General features: G+C 71.5%; 15 protein-coding genes. 4 read left to right on the top strand and 11 right to left on the bottom strand.

Annotated elements, in window-relative coordinates:
• Positions 1-42: 42 nt before the first annotated feature.
• A complete protein-coding gene (locus tag ABTY40_RS23585; protein WP_352061340.1) occupies positions 43-1,350 on the bottom strand; it encodes an MFS transporter in 1,308 nt (435 codons plus the stop codon).
• Positions 1,351-1,482: 132 nt separating this feature from the next.
• Here ABTY40_RS23585 and ABTY40_RS23590 point away from each other — a divergent pair, with 132 nt between their 5' ends.
• Positions 1,483-2,502 carry a LacI family DNA-binding transcriptional regulator gene (locus ABTY40_RS23590; RefSeq protein ID WP_352061341.1) on the top strand — a complete coding sequence of 340 codons (1,020 nt, stop codon included), beginning with the start codon at positions 1,483-1,485 and terminating at the stop codon, positions 2,500-2,502.
• Positions 2,503-2,568: 66 nt separating this feature from the next.
• On the opposite strand, the gene prcA is transcribed toward ABTY40_RS23590, so the two are convergent.
• From prcA to arc, 5 genes are all read right to left on the bottom strand, one after another.
• Entirely contained in the window at positions 2,569-3,321 is a 753-nt protein-coding gene (gene prcA, locus ABTY40_RS23595) for a proteasome subunit alpha (protein WP_345282433.1), read from the bottom strand.
• 52 nt (positions 3,322-3,373) lie between these two features.
• Complete coding sequence (prcB, locus tag ABTY40_RS23600; RefSeq protein ID WP_352061342.1) at positions 3,374-4,213, bottom strand: proteasome subunit beta; 840 nt, start codon at positions 4,211-4,213, stop codon at positions 3,374-3,376.
• Between the two features lie 157 nt (positions 4,214-4,370).
• Complete coding sequence (locus ABTY40_RS23605; RefSeq protein ID WP_309049600.1) at positions 4,371-4,583, bottom strand: ubiquitin-like protein Pup; 213 nt, start codon at positions 4,581-4,583, stop codon at positions 4,371-4,373.
• 182 nt (positions 4,584-4,765) lie between these two features.
• The gene (gene dop, locus ABTY40_RS23610) at positions 4,766-6,277 is read right to left on the bottom strand and encodes a depupylase/deamidase Dop (RefSeq protein WP_309049599.1); all 1,512 of its coding nucleotides are present in this window, start codon (positions 6,275-6,277) and stop codon (positions 4,766-4,768) included.
• A gap of 184 nt (positions 6,278-6,461) precedes the next feature.
• Positions 6,462-8,228, bottom strand: a complete 1,767-nt coding sequence (arc, locus tag ABTY40_RS23615) for a proteasome ATPase (RefSeq protein ID WP_352061343.1) — start codon at positions 8,226-8,228, stop codon at positions 6,462-6,464.
• A 241-nt stretch (positions 8,229-8,469) separates the two neighbouring features.
• Between arc and ABTY40_RS23620 the strand changes: the two genes are divergently transcribed.
• The gene (locus tag ABTY40_RS23620) at positions 8,470-8,781 is read left to right on the top strand and encodes a ferredoxin (protein WP_345282442.1); all 312 of its coding nucleotides are present in this window, start codon (positions 8,470-8,472) and stop codon (positions 8,779-8,781) included.
• A gap of 4 nt (positions 8,782-8,785) precedes the next feature.
• Here ABTY40_RS23620 and ABTY40_RS23625 read toward each other — a convergent pair whose 3' ends face one another.
• The 3 genes from ABTY40_RS23625 to ABTY40_RS23635 all read right to left on the bottom strand — a co-directional run bounded on the left by ABTY40_RS23625 (position 8,786) and on the right by ABTY40_RS23635 (position 11,722).
• Entirely contained in the window at positions 8,786-9,370 is a 585-nt protein-coding gene (locus tag ABTY40_RS23625) for a hypothetical protein (RefSeq protein WP_352061344.1), read from the bottom strand.
• Positions 9,371-9,541: 171 nt separating this feature from the next.
• Positions 9,542-10,429, bottom strand: a complete 888-nt coding sequence (locus ABTY40_RS23630; protein ID WP_019884997.1) for a tRNA (adenine-N1)-methyltransferase — start codon at positions 10,427-10,429, stop codon at positions 9,542-9,544.
• Between the two features lie 18 nt (positions 10,430-10,447).
• On the bottom strand, positions 10,448-11,722 hold the full coding sequence (locus ABTY40_RS23635; RefSeq protein WP_502990656.1) for a site-2 protease family protein: 1,275 nt from the start codon (positions 11,720-11,722) through the stop codon (positions 10,448-10,450).
• On the opposite strand from ABTY40_RS23635, the gene ABTY40_RS23640 reads away from it, so the two are divergent.
• Both ABTY40_RS23640 and ABTY40_RS23645 read left to right on the top strand, forming a co-directional pair.
• The gene (locus tag ABTY40_RS23640) at positions 11,716-12,822 is read left to right on the top strand and encodes a RecB family exonuclease (RefSeq protein ID WP_502990654.1); all 1,107 of its coding nucleotides are present in this window, start codon (positions 11,716-11,718) and stop codon (positions 12,820-12,822) included. The two genes, ABTY40_RS23635 and ABTY40_RS23640, sit on opposite strands and share 7 nt — an antisense overlap.
• 45 nt (positions 12,823-12,867) lie before the next feature.
• Entirely contained in the window at positions 12,868-13,542 is a 675-nt protein-coding gene (locus tag ABTY40_RS23645) for a response regulator (RefSeq protein WP_345282449.1), read from the top strand.
• 76 nt (positions 13,543-13,618) lie between these two features.
• Here ABTY40_RS23645 and ABTY40_RS23650 read toward each other — a convergent pair whose 3' ends face one another.
• Both ABTY40_RS23650 and ABTY40_RS23655 read right to left on the bottom strand, forming a co-directional pair.
• Positions 13,619-15,202, bottom strand: a complete 1,584-nt coding sequence (locus ABTY40_RS23650; protein WP_352061347.1) for an ABC transporter substrate-binding protein — start codon at positions 15,200-15,202, stop codon at positions 13,619-13,621.
• Positions 15,203-15,268: 66 nt separating this feature from the next.
• Positions 15,269-16,855, bottom strand: a complete 1,587-nt coding sequence (locus tag ABTY40_RS23655) for an ABC transporter substrate-binding protein (RefSeq protein WP_352061348.1) — start codon at positions 16,853-16,855, stop codon at positions 15,269-15,271.
• Positions 16,856-17,227: the final 372 nt, after the last annotated feature.

Raw genomic sequence — 17,227 nt, forward strand, 5'->3', positions numbered from 1 at the left:
CGCTGAAACCGGGTTGGACGTTCCCGTTCTGATCGTTTTCCTTCAGCGGGCGTTCTTTTCGGTGTGCACGGCCTCCGGGGCGCCCCCCGGGTCGGCGTGTCGCGCGGCGTCGCCAGGGCCCGCGGGGGCGGCCGGGACGGTTCCGGTGCCCGGGTCGAGGGGGACCCGCAGGGCGCGGCCGGTGGCCAGGAGCACCAGGAAGGCGACCAGGCCGCCTGCCGCGGCCACCGCGAACCCGGTGACCGTTCCGGCCAGTTCGACGGCCGGGCCGGCGACGGCGGAGCCGAGGGCGGCGCCGACGCCGAAGGTGGTCACGAGCCAGGAGAAGGCCTCGGTCACGGTGCCGCGCGGGGCGTGCCGGTCGACGACGACGAAGGCGCAGGCGAGGGCGGGCGCGAGGAAGACGCCGGACAGCACGGAGAGGCCGGTCATGGCCGCCGGGCCCGGGGTGAGCAGCAGGGGCAGGTAGCAGACGGCGAGGAGCAGGACGAGGCCGCGCAGCCGCCGCTCGGGGGCTCCGGACCACTGCCGGGCGCCGTAGAGGACGCCGCCGGCGAGCGCGCCGAGGCCGAGCGCGGCCATCAGCCAGCCGTAGACGCCGGGGGCGCCCCGGTCGTCGGCGTAGGCGACGGCGGAGACGGTGATGGAGCCGAGGGCGAGCCCGACGAAGAAGAAGGAGCCCAGCAGGGCGAGGAGGCCGGGTGACCGCAGGGCGCCGAGCCAGTGGGCCTCGCGGGGCGCGGAGCGCCAGGCGCGGGACGGCTCGGAGAGGACGACGGCGAGGGCGCCGAGGACGCCGAGGGCGTTGATCACGAGCAGGGCGGCGGCGGGTGAGCGCAGGGCCACGAGAAGCGTCACCAGGAGCGGGCCGACGGTGAACATGACCTCCTGGGCGACCGCGTCGAGGGCGTACGCGCGGTGGACCCGGTCCTCGCGGCCGAGGACGCTCGGCCAGAGGGCGCGCAGACCGCCCTCCAGCGGCGGGGTGAACAGGCCGGCGAGGACGACGGCGGCGTAGGCCAGGGGCAGGTGGCCGATGCCGGTGAGGGCGAAGAGGGCCATGCCGAGGGCGGAGAGGACCGCGGCGGGCAGCTGGACGCGGGGCTGGCCCTTGAGGTCGACGGCACGTCCGAGGAGCGGCTGCCCGACGGCGTTGGCGACGCCGTACGCGGCGATGAGGCCGCCCGCGAGGGTGTAGCTGCCGCCCTGGTCGCGGACGAAGAGGGTCATCGCGACGGGCCCGGTGCCGTTGGGCAGCCGGCCGACGAGGGTGCCCGTCAGCAGGCGGGCCGCGTGCGGGGCCCTGAGGATGTCCAGATAGCCGCCGTGTGCCGGGGCCTCGGTGGCCATGTCGGTCTCCCCTCCCCCGGAACGCGCCGAGGTTTTACGTATAACTTCGCAGTCATACGTACCATGTCGGCGGTACGACGGTCCACCCGCGGCGCCCCGCGGACCCCCTCACCCACCGCCCCGGAGGCCCCCGTGCAGACCCCCGAACCGACCGGCGGCGCCCGCCCCACCAGCCGGGACGTGGCCCGCGCCGCCGGGGTCTCGCAGGCCACCGTCTCCCTGGTGCTCGGCGACAAGTGGCGCGGGCGGGTCTCCGAGCGCACCGCGGGGTCCGTGCGCGAGGCCGCCGCCGCGCTCGGCTACCGGCCCAACCTCGCCGCCCGCAACCTCCGTCTCGGCCGGACGCGCACCGCCCTGCTCGTCGTGCCGGCGCTCACCAACGAGTTCTTCGCGCGCGTCTACACCGGCGCCGCCGCCGTCGCCGCCCGGCACGGCTTCGGCGTGGTCCTCTACCCCTCCCCCGAGGGCATCGGTCCGGCCAGGGACCCCTTCGCCTCGGCCCGTGCCGCCCTGGACGGGATCATCGCCTCCTCGATGGCGGCGGACGCCCTGGAGGCCTTCCGGGACACCGATCTGCCGCTGGTCATGCTGGACAGCGACCCCTCGGACGGCGGAGCAGCCGCCCACGTCAACCTGGACGTCGCCGACGGCATGCGCCAGGTGGCGCGGCACCTCCGGGAGCTGGGGCACACCCGGTTCGCGCACCTGGCCTCCGCCGTGCCCTCCTGGACCTTCGACGTCCGGGCCGCCGCGCTCGCCGAGGCCCTCGCCGGGCTCTCCGTACGCACCGTCCGCGCCCCCCTGGACGTGCACGGCGCCATGGCCGCCACCGAGCGGGCGCTCGCGGAACCCGGCCCCCGTCCGACCGCGCTCGTCTGCGACGACGACATCCTCGCCGCCGGCGCCTGCAAGGCCCTGCGCCGCCTGGGCCTGCGGGTCCCCGAGGACGTCTCCGTCACGGGCTTCGACGACCTCGCCCTGGCGACCGCCGTGGAACCCGAGCTGACCACCGTCTCCCTGCCCGCCGAGCGCATCGGCGAGCGGGGCATGGAGGCGCTCCTCGCCGTCCTCGCGGGCGAACCGGCGCGGCCCGGGCTGCTGCCGGTCAGCCTGGCCGCCCGTGGCTCCTCCGGCCCCGCGCCGACTCTGTGAGGGCACGGGCCCGGCACGCCGAAGGGCCCCGGTCCGGGGACCGGGGCCCTTCGGTACGGACGGGGCCTACTCCTCCGGGGCCTCGTCGGAGGGCTCGTCCGTCTTCGTCACCGCCGCGTTGTCCGCCTGCAGGAGGCGGGAGAGCTGCCGGCCGACGATCCGCTTGAACTTGCGCTGCTGGGGGCGCGTACGGTCCAGGACGGCCACCTCCAGGCGCTCGGCGGGGATCTCCCGCTCCGTGCCGTTGGTGTCGCGCGAGAGGGCCTGCACGGCCAGCTTCAGCGCCTCCGCGAGCGACATGCCGTCGCGGTGCCGCTGGTCGAGGAAACCGCTGATCTGCTCCGCGTTGCCGCCGACCGCGACCGAGCCGTGCTCGTCCACGATCGAGCCGTCGTGCGGCAGCCGGTAGATCTGGTCGCCCTCGGGATCGGTCCCGACCTCGGCGACGACCAGCTCCACCTCGTACGGCTTCTCGCCCGCGCTGGAGAAGATGGTGCCCAGGGTCTGCGCGTAGACGTTGGCCAGGCCGCGTGCCGTGACGTCGTCGCGATCGTAGGTGTAACCGCGCAGGTCGGCGTAGCGCACGCCGCCGATGCGGAGGTTCTCGTACTCGTTGTACTTGCCGGCGGCGGCGAACCCGATCCGGTCGTAGATCTCGCTGAACTTGTGGAGGGCCCGCGAGGGGTTCTCGCCGACGAAGACGATGCCGTCCGCGTACTGGAGGACGACGAGGCTGCGGCCGCGGGCGATGCCCTTGCGGGCGTACTCCGCCCGGTCGGCCATGGCCTGCTGGGGTGAGACATAGAACGGCGTTGACACCGGCTACCGTCCCTTTCTTCCGGTCTGAAGGGCTGCTACGGGCGACGACGGGTCAGAGCAGGGCCGCGCGCGGGCCGTCGGGCTGCTCCAGGCGCCGCTCGGTGACCGATCGGGCCAGCGCGGAGGACTCCTCCTCCGTGAGCCTGCGGAAGCCCTCCTCGGTGATGACGGTGACGATCGGGAAGATGCGCCGGGCCAGGTCGGGGCCGCCGGTCGCCGAGTCGTCGTCCGCCGCGTCGTACAGCGCCTGGACGACCAGGGTGGTGGCCTGCTCCTCGGTCAGGTCCTCGCGGTAGAGCTTCTTCATCGAGCCGCGCGCGAAGATGGAGCCCGAGCCGGTGGCGGCGAAGCCGTGCTCCTCGGAGCGGCCGCCGGTCACGTCGTAGGAGAAGATGCGGCCCTTCTCCCGGGCCTCGTCCCAGCCCGCGAAGAGCGGGACGACGGCGAGACCCTGCATGGCCATGCCGAGGTTGCTGCGGATCATGGTGGAGAGACGGTTCGCCTTGCCCTCCAGGGAGAGCGTGGCGCCCTCCACCTTCTCGAAGTGCTCCAGCTCCAGCTGGAACAGCTTCACCATCTCGACCGCGAGACCCGCGGTGCCGGCGATGCCGACCGCGGAGAACTCGTCGGCCGGGAAGACCTTCTCGATGTCGCGCTGGGCGATCATGTTGCCCATGGTGGCCCGCCGGTCACCCGCGAGCACGACGCCCCCCGGGAACGTCGCGGCCACGATGGTGGTGCCGTGGGGCGCCTCGACGATCCCCTCCGGCAGCTTCCGGTTGCCGGGGAGCAGGTCGGGCGAGTGGTTCGACAGGAAGTCCATGAACGAGGACGAGCCCGGCGTCAGGAAGGCCGCCGGCAGACGCCCGATGCTACGAGGGTTGGCTTCCACGCGATTCCTTCCGGGTGGGAGAGACCCGCCGTGGGACACGCGGGCCGATCTTGCTTGCTGTGCACGGACCTTACCCGTAGCACGGCGTGTCATCCGTCCCCGGGCCCACGGCTTCTTCCGGGGCTCCGGGGACGGAGGACGACGAGGGCGGGAGCGGCTACTCGCCGCCCTTCTGGACGAAGGAACGCACGAAGTCCTCGGCGTTCTCCTCGAGCACGTCGTCGATCTCGTCCAGGACGGAGTCCACGTCCTCGTTGAGCTTCTCCTGGCGTTCCTTGAGGTCGGAGCTCGCCTCCGTGGTGGTCTCCTCGACCTCCTCCGTGGAACGCGTCGCCTTCTGCTGTCCGCCGCCGGTGTCCTTGGTCGCCATATCCCTCACCCCGCTCGAAATCGGCCCGCTCGGTTGAGTCCGTACAAGATCAGACCCTACTAGCCGGGTCTGACATCGGCCCCTCGATTTCCGTTTTTCTCCCGCGGCTTCTTCCCGCGGCCGGGCACTGTTCCCATGATTCCCGGTGCCCGGCCATTTCAGGCGCGCATTCCGGTCACGAATCAGCCCCCGGAAAGCACGCGCACCAGTTCCTCGGCCGTGCGGCAGCGGTCGAGGAGCGCCTTCACGTGCTCCTTGGTGCCGCGCAGCGGTTCCAGGGTCGGCACGCGCTGGAGGGAGTCCCGGCCCGGCAGGTCGAAGATCACCGAGTCCCAGGAGGCCGCGGCGACGTCGTCGGCGTACTGCTCCAGGCAGCGGCCCCGGAAGTACGCCCGGGTGTCCTCCGGCGGGGCCGTCTCGGCCCGCTCGACCTCGGCCTCGTCCAGGAGCCGCTTCATGCGGCCGCGGGCCACCAGACGGTTGTAGAGGCCCTTGTCGGGGCGCACGTCCGCGTACTGGAGGTCCACCAGGTGAAGCCGGGCCGCGTCCCAGTCGAGGTCGTCGCGCCGCCGGTAGCCCTCCATGACCTCCCGCTTGGCGATCCAGTCGAGTTCGCCGGCCAGGCTCATGGGGTCGTTCTCGAGCCGGGTGAGGGTGTCCTCCCAGCGGCTGAGGACGTCCTTGGTCTGCTCGTCGGCGTCCGCGCCGTACCGTTCCTCCACGTACTTCCTGGCCAGCTCGAAGTACTCCATCTGCAACTGGACCGCGGTGAGTGTGCGGCCGCTGCGCAGCGTGACGAGGTACTGGAGCGAGGGGTCGTGGGAGACCTCGTGGAGGGTGCGGACCGGCTGGTCGACGGCGAGGTCGACGGTGATGAACCCGTCCTCGATCATGGACAGCACCAGCGAGGTCGTGCCCAGCTTGAGGTAGGTCGAGATCTCGGAGAGGTTGGCGTCGCCGATGATCACGTGCAGGCGCCGGTACTTCTCGGCGTCGGCGTGCGGCTCGTCCCGGGTGTTGATGATGGGGCGCTTGAGGGTGGTCTCCAGGCCGACCTCGACCTCGAAGTAGTCCGCGCGCTGGCTGATCTGGAAGCCGTGCTCGCGGCCGTCCTGGCCGATGCCGACCCGGCCGGCGCCGGTCACCACCTGGCGGGAGACGAAGAAGGGCGTCAGGTGGCGCACGATGTCCGAGAAGGGGGTCTCCCGCTTCATCAGGTAGTTCTCGTGCGTGCCGTAGGAGGCGCCCTTGTTGTCGGTGTTGTTCTTGTAGAGGTGGATCGGCTGGGCGCCGGGGAGCTGGGCGGCCCGCTCGGCGGCCTCGGCCATGATCCGCTCGCCGGCCTTGTCCCAGAGGACGGCGTCACGGGGATTGGTGACCTCGGGGGCGCTGTACTCGGGGTGGGCGTGGTCCACGTAGAGCCGGGCCCCGTTGGTGAGGATCACGTTGGCCAGGCCGATGTCCTCGTCGGTGAGCTGACTGGAGTCGGCGGCCTCGCGGGCGAGGTCGAAGCCGCGGGCGTCCCGCAGCGGGTTCTCCTCCTCGAAGTCCCAGCGGGCGCGGCGCGCCCGGTGCATCGCGGCCGCGTAGGCGTTGACGATCTGGGACGAGGTGAGCATGGCATTGGCGTTCGGGTGTCCGGGGACGGAGATCCCGTACTCCGTCTCGATGCCCATTACTCGCCGTACGGTCATGCGGCCCTCCTTGCCCGGCGGCGCTCACTGTGCGCGTCTCGGCGGTACCGATGAGCCTAGATCGGCTCCGCGCTGGTGGGGAGATCACTTGCGGTATTTCCCGGTGCTGCCGGGAGGAATTTCCGGGTGGAACGCGCCGGCTGCGGATGCCCGCTTTCCGGACATCCGCAGCCGGCGCGCGTTCCTACAGGTACTGACCGGTGTTGGCCACCGTGTCGATGGAGCGCCCGGTGTCCGCGCCCTGCTTTCCGGTGACGAGGGTGCGGATGAAGACGATCCGCTCGCCCTTCTTTCCGGAGATACGGGCCCAGTCGTCGGGGTTGGTCGTGTTGGGCAGGTCCTCGTTCTCCTTGAACTCGTCCACGCACGCCTGGAGGAGGTGGGAGACCCGGATGCCCTTCTGGTTGTGGTCGAGGAAGGCCTTGATGGCCATCTTCTTGGCCCGGTCCACGATGTTCTGGATCATGGCGCCGGAGTTGAAGTCCTTGAAGTACAGGACTTCCTTGTCGCCGTTGGCGTACGTGACTTCGAGGAACCGGTTCTCCTCGGATTCCGCGTACATCTGCTCGACGACGGACTGGATCATTCCGTGCGCCGCGGCCGCCTTGGAACCGCTGTGCTCGGAGACGTCGTCCGCGTGGAGCGGCAGATTCGGCGTGAGGTACTTCGCGAAGATGTCCTTGGCGGCCTCCGCGTCCGGACGCTCGATCTTGATCTTGACGTCGAGCCGGCCGGGCCGCAGGATCGCGGGGTCGATCATGTCCTCGCGGTTGGAGGCGCCGATGACGATGACGTTCTCCAGGCCCTCCACACCGTCGATCTCGGCGAGCAGCTGGGGGACGATGGTGTTCTCCACGTCCGAGCTGACACCGGAGCCGCGGGTGCGGAAGAGGGATTCCATCTCGTCGAAGAAGACGATCACGGGGGTGCCCTCGCTCGCCTTCTCCCGCGCACGCTGGAAGACGAGGCGGATGTGCCGCTCGGTCTCACCGACGTACTTGTTGAGGAGCTCGGGGCCCTTGATGTTGAGGAAGTACGACTTCCCCGCGGGCTGACCGGTCACCTCGGCGACCTTCTTGGCCAGGGAGTTGGCCACGGCCTTGGCGATCAGCGTCTTGCCGCAGCCGGGCGGACCGTAGAGCAGGATGCCCTTCGGCGGCCGCAGTTCGTGCTCCTTGAAGAGGTCCGGGTGGAGGTAGGGGAGCTCGACCGCGTCGCGGATCAGTTCGATCTGGTTGCCCAGGCCGCCGATCTTGTCGTAGTCGACGTCCGGGACCTCCTCCAGAACGAGCTCCTCGACCTCGCTCTTGGGGACCACCTCGTAGACGTAGCCGGACCTGGGGTCGAGCAGCAGGGCGTCGCCGGGGCGGATGGTGACGTCCAGCAGAGGCTCGGCGAGCCTCACCACCCGCTCCTCGTCGGTGTGCCCGATCACCAGGGCGCGCTCGCCGTCCTCGAGGATCTCCTTGAGGGTGACGATGTCCCCGGCGCGCTCGAACTCCATGGCCTCGACCACGTTGAGCGCCTCGTTGAGCATGACTTCCTGCCCCCGCTTGAGCTCGTCGAGCTCGACGCTGGGGCTCACGTTCACCCGGAGCTTGCGGCCCCCGGTGAAGATGTCGCACGTACCGTCCGCGTTCGCCTGCAGGAACACCCCGAAGCCGGCCGGCGGCTGGGCGAGCCGGTCGACCTCCTCCTTGAGGGCCACGATCTGGTCGCGGGCCTCACGGAGCGTACTGGCGAGCCGCTCGTTCTGCGCGGACACGCCGGCCAGGTTCGTCTGCAGCTCGACGATCCGCTCCTCGAGAATCCTCGTGTGACGCGGAGAGTCGGCGAGCTTGCGGCGCAGGACGGCGATTTCCTGCTCGAGATAGGCAACCTGGCCGGCGGGGTCTTCAGACCCCCGCCCCGGCCGGATGCCGCGGTTGATGTCGTCGTCGTGGGCTGCCACGGTCCTCACCTCCTCCAAGGGGAGCTGGACGCTTCCTGACCCTACCTGCGTGGGTGGTGATTGAAACCCCTAGATCAAAAAGACTCCGGGGTGTGTCCGATCTTCACCCTTGCGCTTCCCCTCTTGTCATGGGGAATACCCACCCTTCACCGTCTGAAAGCGGGCGGTTGTATGGTCGTGAGTGGTCAACACCCGTCAGAGGTGGCCCGACTTATCGCGTGAAGCAGAAACGGCAGGAGACATGACCGTGCAGAACGAGGCCCCGGCCGTGGGCGCCGGAGAGGCGCTGGAGGTCTGGATCGACCAGGACCTGTGCACGGGGGACGGCATCTGCGCGCAGTACGCTCCCGAGGTCTTCGAGCTCGACATCGACGGGCTCGCGTATGTGAAGAGCGCCGACGACGAGCTGCTGCAGGAGCCGGGGGCGACCACGCCGGTGCCGCTGCCCCTCCTCCAGGACGTGGTGGACTCGGCGAAGGAGTGCCCGGGCGACTGCATCCACGTCCGCCGGGTGGCGGACCGGGTGGAGGTGTACGGCCCCGACGCGGAGTGACGCGTCAGGCGCCCGCGCCGGCGGGGGCGGTACGGAGGAAGACGCCGCCCCGCCACTCCCAGCCGACCTGCTCCTTCTCGTCGGGGCAGCAGCGCGGGACGTCGGGGGACGAGTAGCCGAGCAGGGTGGCGCGGACCGCCCCGTCGCGGATCGCGAGCTCGGTGACGTGCCGGTGGAGGCGGGGCTCCAGGAGGGTCGCCACCACGCGGGCGGGCGCGCCGGGCTCCTTGCCGCGGGTCAGGACGTAGAGGCCGCCGGGCGGGGTCCCGATGCCGGATTCGCAGTGCGCGGTCGCGACGGTCTCCGGGTTTCCGTCCCCGTCGAGGTCGCCGACGGCCTGCCGGCCGACGACGGTACGGCCCGCCGGTCCGCACTCCAGGGGGAAGGTGGCGTCCGCGGCCGCGGGGGCGGGCGCGGGACGGGCGGAGACGGGCGCTCCGGCGGTGGCGGTGGCTCCCGCGGGGCCCGGCTGGAGGAGGCCCGCGAGGGCGACGACCGCGGCGGTGGCGGTGGCCGTGGCCAGCCAGTGCGCCGGCCGGGCGTGGGTGTGCGCGAGGTCCACGGGGTCCGGGGCGGCGGAGGGCTGCACGCGAGGGGTCTCCTGTGAGGTGGTGCCGAGGGAGTTGCGGGCATCGTGCCACACGTCACAGGGGGAGGGAACAGGCGGGGTCGGCGCACCGGGGCGAACAGCGGGACGCCGCCGCCCGGTTCCGCGCGCGGGGCGGGAACGGGGCGGCGGCGTGCCGGTGATGTCGGGACGTCAGCCCTTGTTGGGGCCTTCGTAGTCCTCGCCGTACGCGCCCTTGGCGGGGCGGCGGCGGCGCATCGGGGGCTCGACCCCGTCCGCGAGACGGCGGGCGGTGACGAGGAAGCCGGTGTGGCCGATCATGCGGTGATCGGGGCGGACGGCCAGGCCCTCGACGTGCCAGTTGCGGATCATGGACTCCCACGGCTGCGGCTCGGCGTAGCAGCCGAACTCGCGGATGGACTCCACGGTGCGGGCGAGCTGGGTGGTGGTCGCCACGTAGCAGCAGAGGATGCCGCCGGGGACGAGGGCCTTGGAGACGGCCTCCAGGCACTCCCAGGGGGCGAGCATGTCCAGGATGACGCGGTCGACGTCGGTGTCGGACAGGTTGTCCTGGAGGTCGCCGACGGTCAGCTGCCAGGCCGGGTGCGGGCCGCCGAAGTAGCGCTCGACGTTGCCCTTGGCGATCTCGGCGAAGTCCTCGCGGCGCTCGTAGGAGTGCAGCATGCCGCTGTCGCCGATGGCGCGGAGCAGGAAGCTGCTGAGCGATCCGGAGCCCACGCCGGCCTCGACGACGCGCGCGCCGGGGAAGATGTCGGCGAAGGCGAGGATCTGGCCCGCGTCCTTCGGGTAGACCACGGCGGCGCCGCGGGGCATGGACAGGACGTAGTCGGGGAGCAGGGGGCGCAGCGCGAGGTAGGCGACGTTTCCCGTGGTACGGACAACACTGCCCTCGGGAGCACCGATCAGCTCGTCGTGGGGGAAGGAACCCTTGTGGGTGTGGAAGTTCTTCCCGGCCTCGAGCGTGAACGTGTAGTGGCGTCCCTTGGGGTCGGTGAGCTGGACCTGGTCCCCGACCTTGAAGGGCCCGCGACGGCGGGCGGCACCGGTCGGTTCGGACATGTGAACAGAGTACCGGGCTTACGAGGACGGTCGTGCCATGGCCTTGACGAAGGCCCGCTCGACGTCGGTGGTGGACAGGACGCCGTAGATCTCGCCGGTCTCCTCGACGACCAGGTACTCGGTGGCCGGGCAGGCGCGGAGGTGGTCGAGGAGGGGCTGTCCGGTGAGTTCGGCGGGGACGCGCATGCCGTCGGTGAGGTCCTGGGCGAGGGTGCTGACGGCGACCCAGGGGCGCCGGTGCTGGGGCACGGCGGCGATGGCGGCCTCGCGGACGATGGCGGTGGGGGCGCCGGTGCCGTCGACGAGCACCAGCGCGCGGGCGCCGGCGTCGTTGGCGCGGCGCAGGGCCTCGGAGAGCGGGGTGGCGGGCTCGACGGGGATGGCGCGGCGGGTGAGGCTGCGGGCGGCGAGCTCGGGCAGGTGCTCCCGGAGGCGGGCCATGCGGAGGCTGTTGCCGGCGCCGGTCCAGATGATGGCGGCCAGGATGGCGGCGAGGAGGGCGTCGGTGACGGTGTCCAGGCCGCTGATGTCCTCGGTGGAGTTGCCGAGGAGGCCGGTGCGGGTGAGGAGGGGGACGCCGACGAGCACGCCGACGGCGAGGGCGCGGCCGACCCAGGCGGCGGCGACGGTGCCGCTCATGGGCTTGCCGGTGATCTTCCAGACGACGGCGCGGAGCATGCGGCCGCCGTCGAGGGGCAGGCCGGGGAGCAGGTTGAAGATCGCGACGATCAGGTTGGAGATCATGAGGCCGGCGAGGAGGACGCCGGGGACGGTGCCCGGCTCGACGGCGTACAGGGAGAGGTAGAACACACCGGCGAGGAGAAGGGAGAGCAGCGGGCCGACGAAGGCGAGGACGAATTCGCGGCCGGGGGTCTCGGTCTCCTTCTCGATCTCGGAGACGCCGCCGAAGAACTGGAGCCGGATGCGGCGCACGGGGAGCCGGAAGCGGAGCGCCGCGAGGGTGTGGGCGAGCTCGTGGACCAGGACCGAGGCGTAGAAGGCGACGGCGAAGAAGAGGGAGACCAGGTAGCGGGCCGCTCCGAGTTCGGGCAGGACGCGCTCGATCTGGTCGCCGAAGACCCAGGTGATGAGGGCGGCGACGAGGAACCAGCTGGGGGCGACGTAGACGGGCACGCCGAAGGGCCGGCCCATCAGGATCCCGCCTCCGGGCTCCTTGGTCCGCTGCGGCTTGGGCTCGTCCTGGTTCACGGGTTCCTTTCGTCGCGGGCCGTGACCGCGTCGCTGTGTCACGGGTCGATCATGCAGTGCGACGGGGTCCCAGGTCGATGGTATGCGGCTCGCTGTCGGTGGCGGGTCGTAGGGTCTTCGTCATGAGTACGAGCGAGCAGGAGCCGGCGGTGGCCGCCGGGACGGCGGAGCGGGGGGCCTTCCCCGTGCCGTCCGGTGCGCCGGTGCCGGGGGTGCCCGGGCCGTCGGTGCCGTCGGTGCCGTCGGTGAGTACGGGAGCGGCCGCGGAGGCGGCCGGGGCACCGGAGGCCGGGGCGGACGGGCGGGCGGGGGCCCGGGCGCCCGTGTCGCTGTCGCCCTCGCGGGCGAGCGACTTCATGCAGTGTCCGCTGCTGTACCGGTTCCGGGTGATCGACCGGCTGCCGGAGAAGCCCAGCGCCGCGGCGACGCGCGGCACGCTGGTGCACGCGGTCCTTGAGCGCCTGTTCGACGACCCGGCGGCGGAGCGGACGGTGCCGCGGGCCAAGGCGATGATCCCGGGCCAGTGGGACCGGCTGCTGTCCTCGCGCCCGGAGCTGGCCGAGCTGTTCGCGGAGGACCCCGAGGGCGAGCGGCTGGCGGGCTGGCTCGGCGAGGCCGAGCGGCTGGTCGAGCGGTGGTTCACGCTGGAGGACCCGACGCGGCTGGAGCCGGCCGAGCGGGAGCTGTTCGTGGAGACGGAGCTGGAGTCCGGGCTGCGGCTGCGCGGGGTGATCGACCGGGTGGACGTGGCGCCCTCGGGCGAGGTGCGGATCGTCGACTACAAGACGGGGAAGGCGCCCCGGCCCGAGTACAGCGAGGGCGCGCTGTTCCAGATGACCTTCTACGCGCTGGTGGTGTGGCGGCTGAAGGGCGTGGTGCCGCGCCGGCTCCAGCTGGTGTACCTGGGCAGCGGGGACGTCCTCACGTACGACCCGGTGGAGGCGGACCTGCTGCGGGTGGAGCGGAAGCTGCACGCGCTGTGGGACGCGATCCGTACGGCGACGGAGACGGGCGACTGGCGGCCGCGGCCGACGAAGCTGTGCGGCTGGTGCGACCACCGGGCCCTGTGCCCGGAGTTCGGGGGCACCCCCCCGGTGTATCCGCTGGAGATCGCCTCCGTGCGCCCGCCGGAGCCGGGCGGATCGGAGCAGGGCAGAATGGGCGGGGACCCGTCCGGGCCCTGAGCCCGGCCCGGCTGACAGCCGGTACCCGTCCGTGAAGGAGCCCTTGTGACGATCCGTGTCCTCCTGGTCGACGATCAGCCCCTGCTGCGTACCGGCTTCCGCATGATCCTGGAGGCGGAGCAGGACATCGCGGTCGTGGGTGAGGCCGGTGACGGCCTCCAGGCCCTGGACCAGGTGCGGGCGCTCCAGCCGGACGTGGTCCTGATGGACATCCGGATGCCGCGGATGGACGGGGTGGAGGCGACCCGTCAGATCACGGGGCCCGGCCGGGAGGGTCCGGCGAAGGTCCTGGTGCTGACCACCTTCGACCTGGACGAGTACGTGGTGGAGGCGCTGCGGGCCGGGGCGAGCGGTTTCCTGCTGAAGGACGCCCCGGCGAACGAGCTGGTGCAGGCGATCCGGGTGGTGGCGGCGGGCGAGGCGATGCTCGCTCCGTCGATCACGCGCCGGCTGCTCGACAAGTACTCGGCGCATCTGCCGACCGGCGAGGAGCAGGTGCCGGACGCGCTGGCCACCCTGACGGACCGTGAGGTGGAGGTGCTGAAGCTGGTGGCGCGGGGCCTTTCGAACGCGGAGATCGCGGCGGACCTGTTCGTGAGCGAGACGACGGTGAAGACCCATGTGGGGCACGTGCTGACGAAGCTGGGTCTGCGCGACCGGGTGCAGGCGGCGGTGTACGCGTACGAGAGCGGGCTGGTCCGGCCGGGCGGCGGCCAGTAGCCGCGTCCCGGGGACGGACGAGCGGGGGCCCGGCGCGCGGGGTGCGCGCCGGGCCCCTGCTGTCGTACGGGACGGGTCAGCCCTTGCGGATCTCCCAGAAGCGGAAGACGGTCGAGGCGTCGAGGGTCCACTCCAGGCCGGTGATCTGGCCCCGGGCGACGGCGTACTGCTTGCCCTGCCAGAGCGGGAGGAACGGGACCTCCTCGGCGACGAGGTCCTGGATCCGGCCGAACTCGGCGGCCGTGGCCGCGCGGTCGGCGACGGCGGAGGTCTTCGGGATGAGGCTGCCGGTGATGGCGGCGTTCTCGTAGTGGTTGCCGAGGACGTTGCCCTCGCCGAAGAAGGGGCCGGTGAAGTTGTCGGCGTCCGGGTAGTCCGGGACCCAGCCCTTGACGTAGACGCCGTACTTGCCGGCGGCGATGTCCTTCTCGTACTGCTCGAACGGGATGGACTTGACGTCGGCCTCGAAGAGGCCGCTGGCGTTGAGCTGGCCGGCGATGGCCTTGAGCTCCTGGTCGGTGGCCGGGCCGTAGCGGCTGGGGGTGGACCAGAGGGTGAGCTTGACCTTGCCGGTGACGCCGCCGTCGCGGAGCGCCTTGCGGGCCTTGGCGGCGTCGGGAGTGCCGTAGGTGTCGTAGAAGGCGGTGTTGTGGCCCGCGATGCCCGCCGGGACGATCGAGTAGAGCGGGGTGGCGGTCGACTTGTAGACGTCCTGGACGAGGGCCTCGCGGTCGACGAGGTGGGCGATGGCCTTGCGGACGGCGAGCTTGCCGGCGACCGGGTCCTTCATGTTGAAGACCAGGTGCTGGACCTCGGCGCTGCTGCCCTGGACGACCTCGACGCCCTGGTCGCCGGTGGAGGCGGACTCCTCCAGGGTGGCTATGTCGTCGGCGGCGAGGCCTCGGTAGGCGACGTCGATCTCGCCGGCGCCGAAGGCGCGGGAGAGGGCGGTGCGGTCGCCCTGGTAGAGCTTGAGGGTGACGCCGCCGTTCTTCGGCTTGGCGGTGCCCTGGTAGCCGGGGTTGGGCGAGAAGACGGCCTCGGTCTCGCCGAAGGAGTCGAGCTTGTACGGGCCGGAGCCGACGGCCTTGCCGTCGGTGCGCAGGGCGTCGGCCGGGTACTCGCGGTGGTCGACGATGGAGCCGGCGCCGGAGGCGATCTTGCTGGGGAAGGTGGCGTCCGGCACCTTGAGGTGGAAGACCACGGTCCGCTCGTCCGGGGTCTCGATCCGGTCGATGGTGGCGAGCAGGGGCGTGGGGCCGGAGGGGGCGCCGATCTTGAGGGCGCGCTCGAAGGAGAACTTGACGTCCTCAGAGGTGAGCGGGTTCCCGTTGGAGAACTTCAGGCCGGGGCGCAGGGTGCAGCGGTAGACCTTGCTGCCGGCGGCGAAGCCGCACTTCTCCGCGGCCTCGGGCTCCGGCACGGAGGCGCCCTTGGGGAAGGCCAGCAGGGACTGGAAGACGTTGTTGAACAGGAGCCAGGAGCCGGGGTCGTAACCGGCGGCCGGGTCGGTCGCGAGGATCTCGTCGGACATGCCGACGCGCACGGTGCCTCCGGCTCCGTCGGCGCCCGCCCCCTGTTCGGTTCCGCAACCGCTGAGGAGGGCGGCGGACAGGCCGGCGGCGAGCGGGGCCGTCAGCCACTTGGTGTGTGCCTTCACAGAACTTGCCTCTTGATCTCTTGCCAGGCCGGCCGCGCGCGGTGCGCGGCCGGAACAACGAAGGGGTCAGGCGGTGCCGCGGCCCAGTTCCCAGAGCAGCAGGTCGGAGGAGGTGTTGAGCGCGTACTCGACTCCGGTGACGTCGGCGCGGGAGGCGACGTACTGCTTGCCCTGCCACAGGGGGAGGACGGGCACGTCCTGGGCGACGATCTTCTGGATCTGCCCGTAGACGGGGGTGGCGGCGTTGCGGTCGGCCTGCCGGCGGGACCGCGGGATGAGCTGGTCGCGGACGACCTTGTTGACGTACGGGGAGTTCAGGAAGTTGTCGCGGTCGAGGAAGGGCGCGATGTAGTTGTCGGGGTCCGGGTAGTCGGGGAACCAGCCGAGGCCGTAGACGGCGTAGTCGCCGCGCTTCTGAGCGGTGCGGAACCGGGACCACTCGGCGCCCTTGACGGTGACGTCGAAGAGCTCGGTGGCGACGAGCTGGTTCTTGAGCGCCTCGAACTCCTGGGCGGTCTCGGCGCCGTAGTGGTCGGTGGTGTAGTGGAGGGTCAGCTTGACCGGGGTCGGGACGCCGGCGTCCTTGAGGAGCTTGGCGGCCCGGGCGGTGTCGGGCTCTCCGTACACGTCGAAGAAGGGGGTGGCGTGGCCGGTGATGCTGGTGGGGATCAGCGAGTAGAGCGGCTCGGCGGTGGGGCCGTAGACCCGGTCGACGAGGGCGCCGCGGTCGATGACGGCGGCCATGGCCTGGCGGACGGCCTTCTCCTGGACGGAGGGGTCCTTGGTGTTGAAGCCGAGGTAGCGGATCTCCAGGCCGGGCACCTCGGTGACGTGGATGTCGTCGCGGGAGGTCTCGGTCAGGTCCTTGATCTGCTCCTGGGAGAGCGAGCGGGCCATCATGTCGATGTCCTTGCTCTCCAGGGCGGCGCCCATGGTGCCCGCGTCGCCGAAGGTGCGCAGCTCGACCCGCTCGTTGCGCAGGGTGATGTCGCCCTTGTAGCGCGGGTTCTTGGTGAAGACGAAGCGGGTGGCCTTCTCGCCGTCGCGCTCGGCCTTCATGGTGTAGGGGCCGGAGCCGTCGACCTCGAAGCCGTCGCGGAGCTTGTCGGCGGCGTACTTGTCCTTGCTGAGGATGCCGGCGACGGGGGTGGAGAGCTTGTACGGGAAGGTGGCGTCGGGCGTCTTGAGGTGGAAGACGACCTCGTCGCCCTTGGTCTCGACGGTGTCGATGTTGGAGAGCAGGGCCGCGGTGCCGTTGTCCGACTTGATCTTCAGGACGCGCTCGACGGAGTACTTGACGTCCTCGGCGGTGACGGGGGTGCCGTCGGCGAAGGTGAGGCCCGAGCGCAGGGTGCAGCGGTAGCTCTCGCTGACCTTGTCGGTGAAGCCGCAGCTCCGGGCCGCCTCGGGGACGGGCTCGCCGCCGCCGCGCGGCACGTGCAGCAGGGTCTGGACGGTCTGCCGCAGGATGTTCCAGGCGCCGGTGTCGTAGGCGAAGGCCGGGTCGAGGGGGGCGGGGGCGTCCTCGGTGGCCGTGAACTGGTCCGTGGTACCGACGACGATGGCTCTGCTCTCCTCCGAGGCGCCGCAGGCGGCGAGGAGGGGGGCGAGCAGTCCGGCCACGGCCGGCATCACCAAGGTCTTGCGGTTCATCAGGGACGTTCTCCTCACCCGGCACGGGGGTACAGCGGTCTGTGGACACTCCGCCGCCGGCCGCCCGGTCGGGGCGGGAGCGATCGGGCCGGGATGTGCGATCGTTCCTGTGTTCACGGCGGTGTGGGTGTGCGCCGGTGCACGCGGTTATGCGGCGAAGTACTCGCGAAAGATTAGTGCGCCGCAGGGGTATTGCCGGACCGGGGGCCCGGTGCGGGGGTAATCGCAGGGTGATCATGAATGCGCGGCGGTCGATAGTCATGCGGGGGTGCGATGCGGACGCCGGTGATCGAAACGGGACACATGGGGTCGCTCCGCGCCCGCTTTTCGGACGGGGAACGGGATCAGGCCACCCACCGCCGAGCACGCTGC

The sequence above is a fragment of the Streptomyces sp. NPDC126503 genome (assembly GCF_040302405.1).
GTDB classification, from domain to species: domain Bacteria; phylum Actinomycetota; class Actinomycetes; order Streptomycetales; family Streptomycetaceae; genus Streptomyces; species Streptomyces gulbargensis.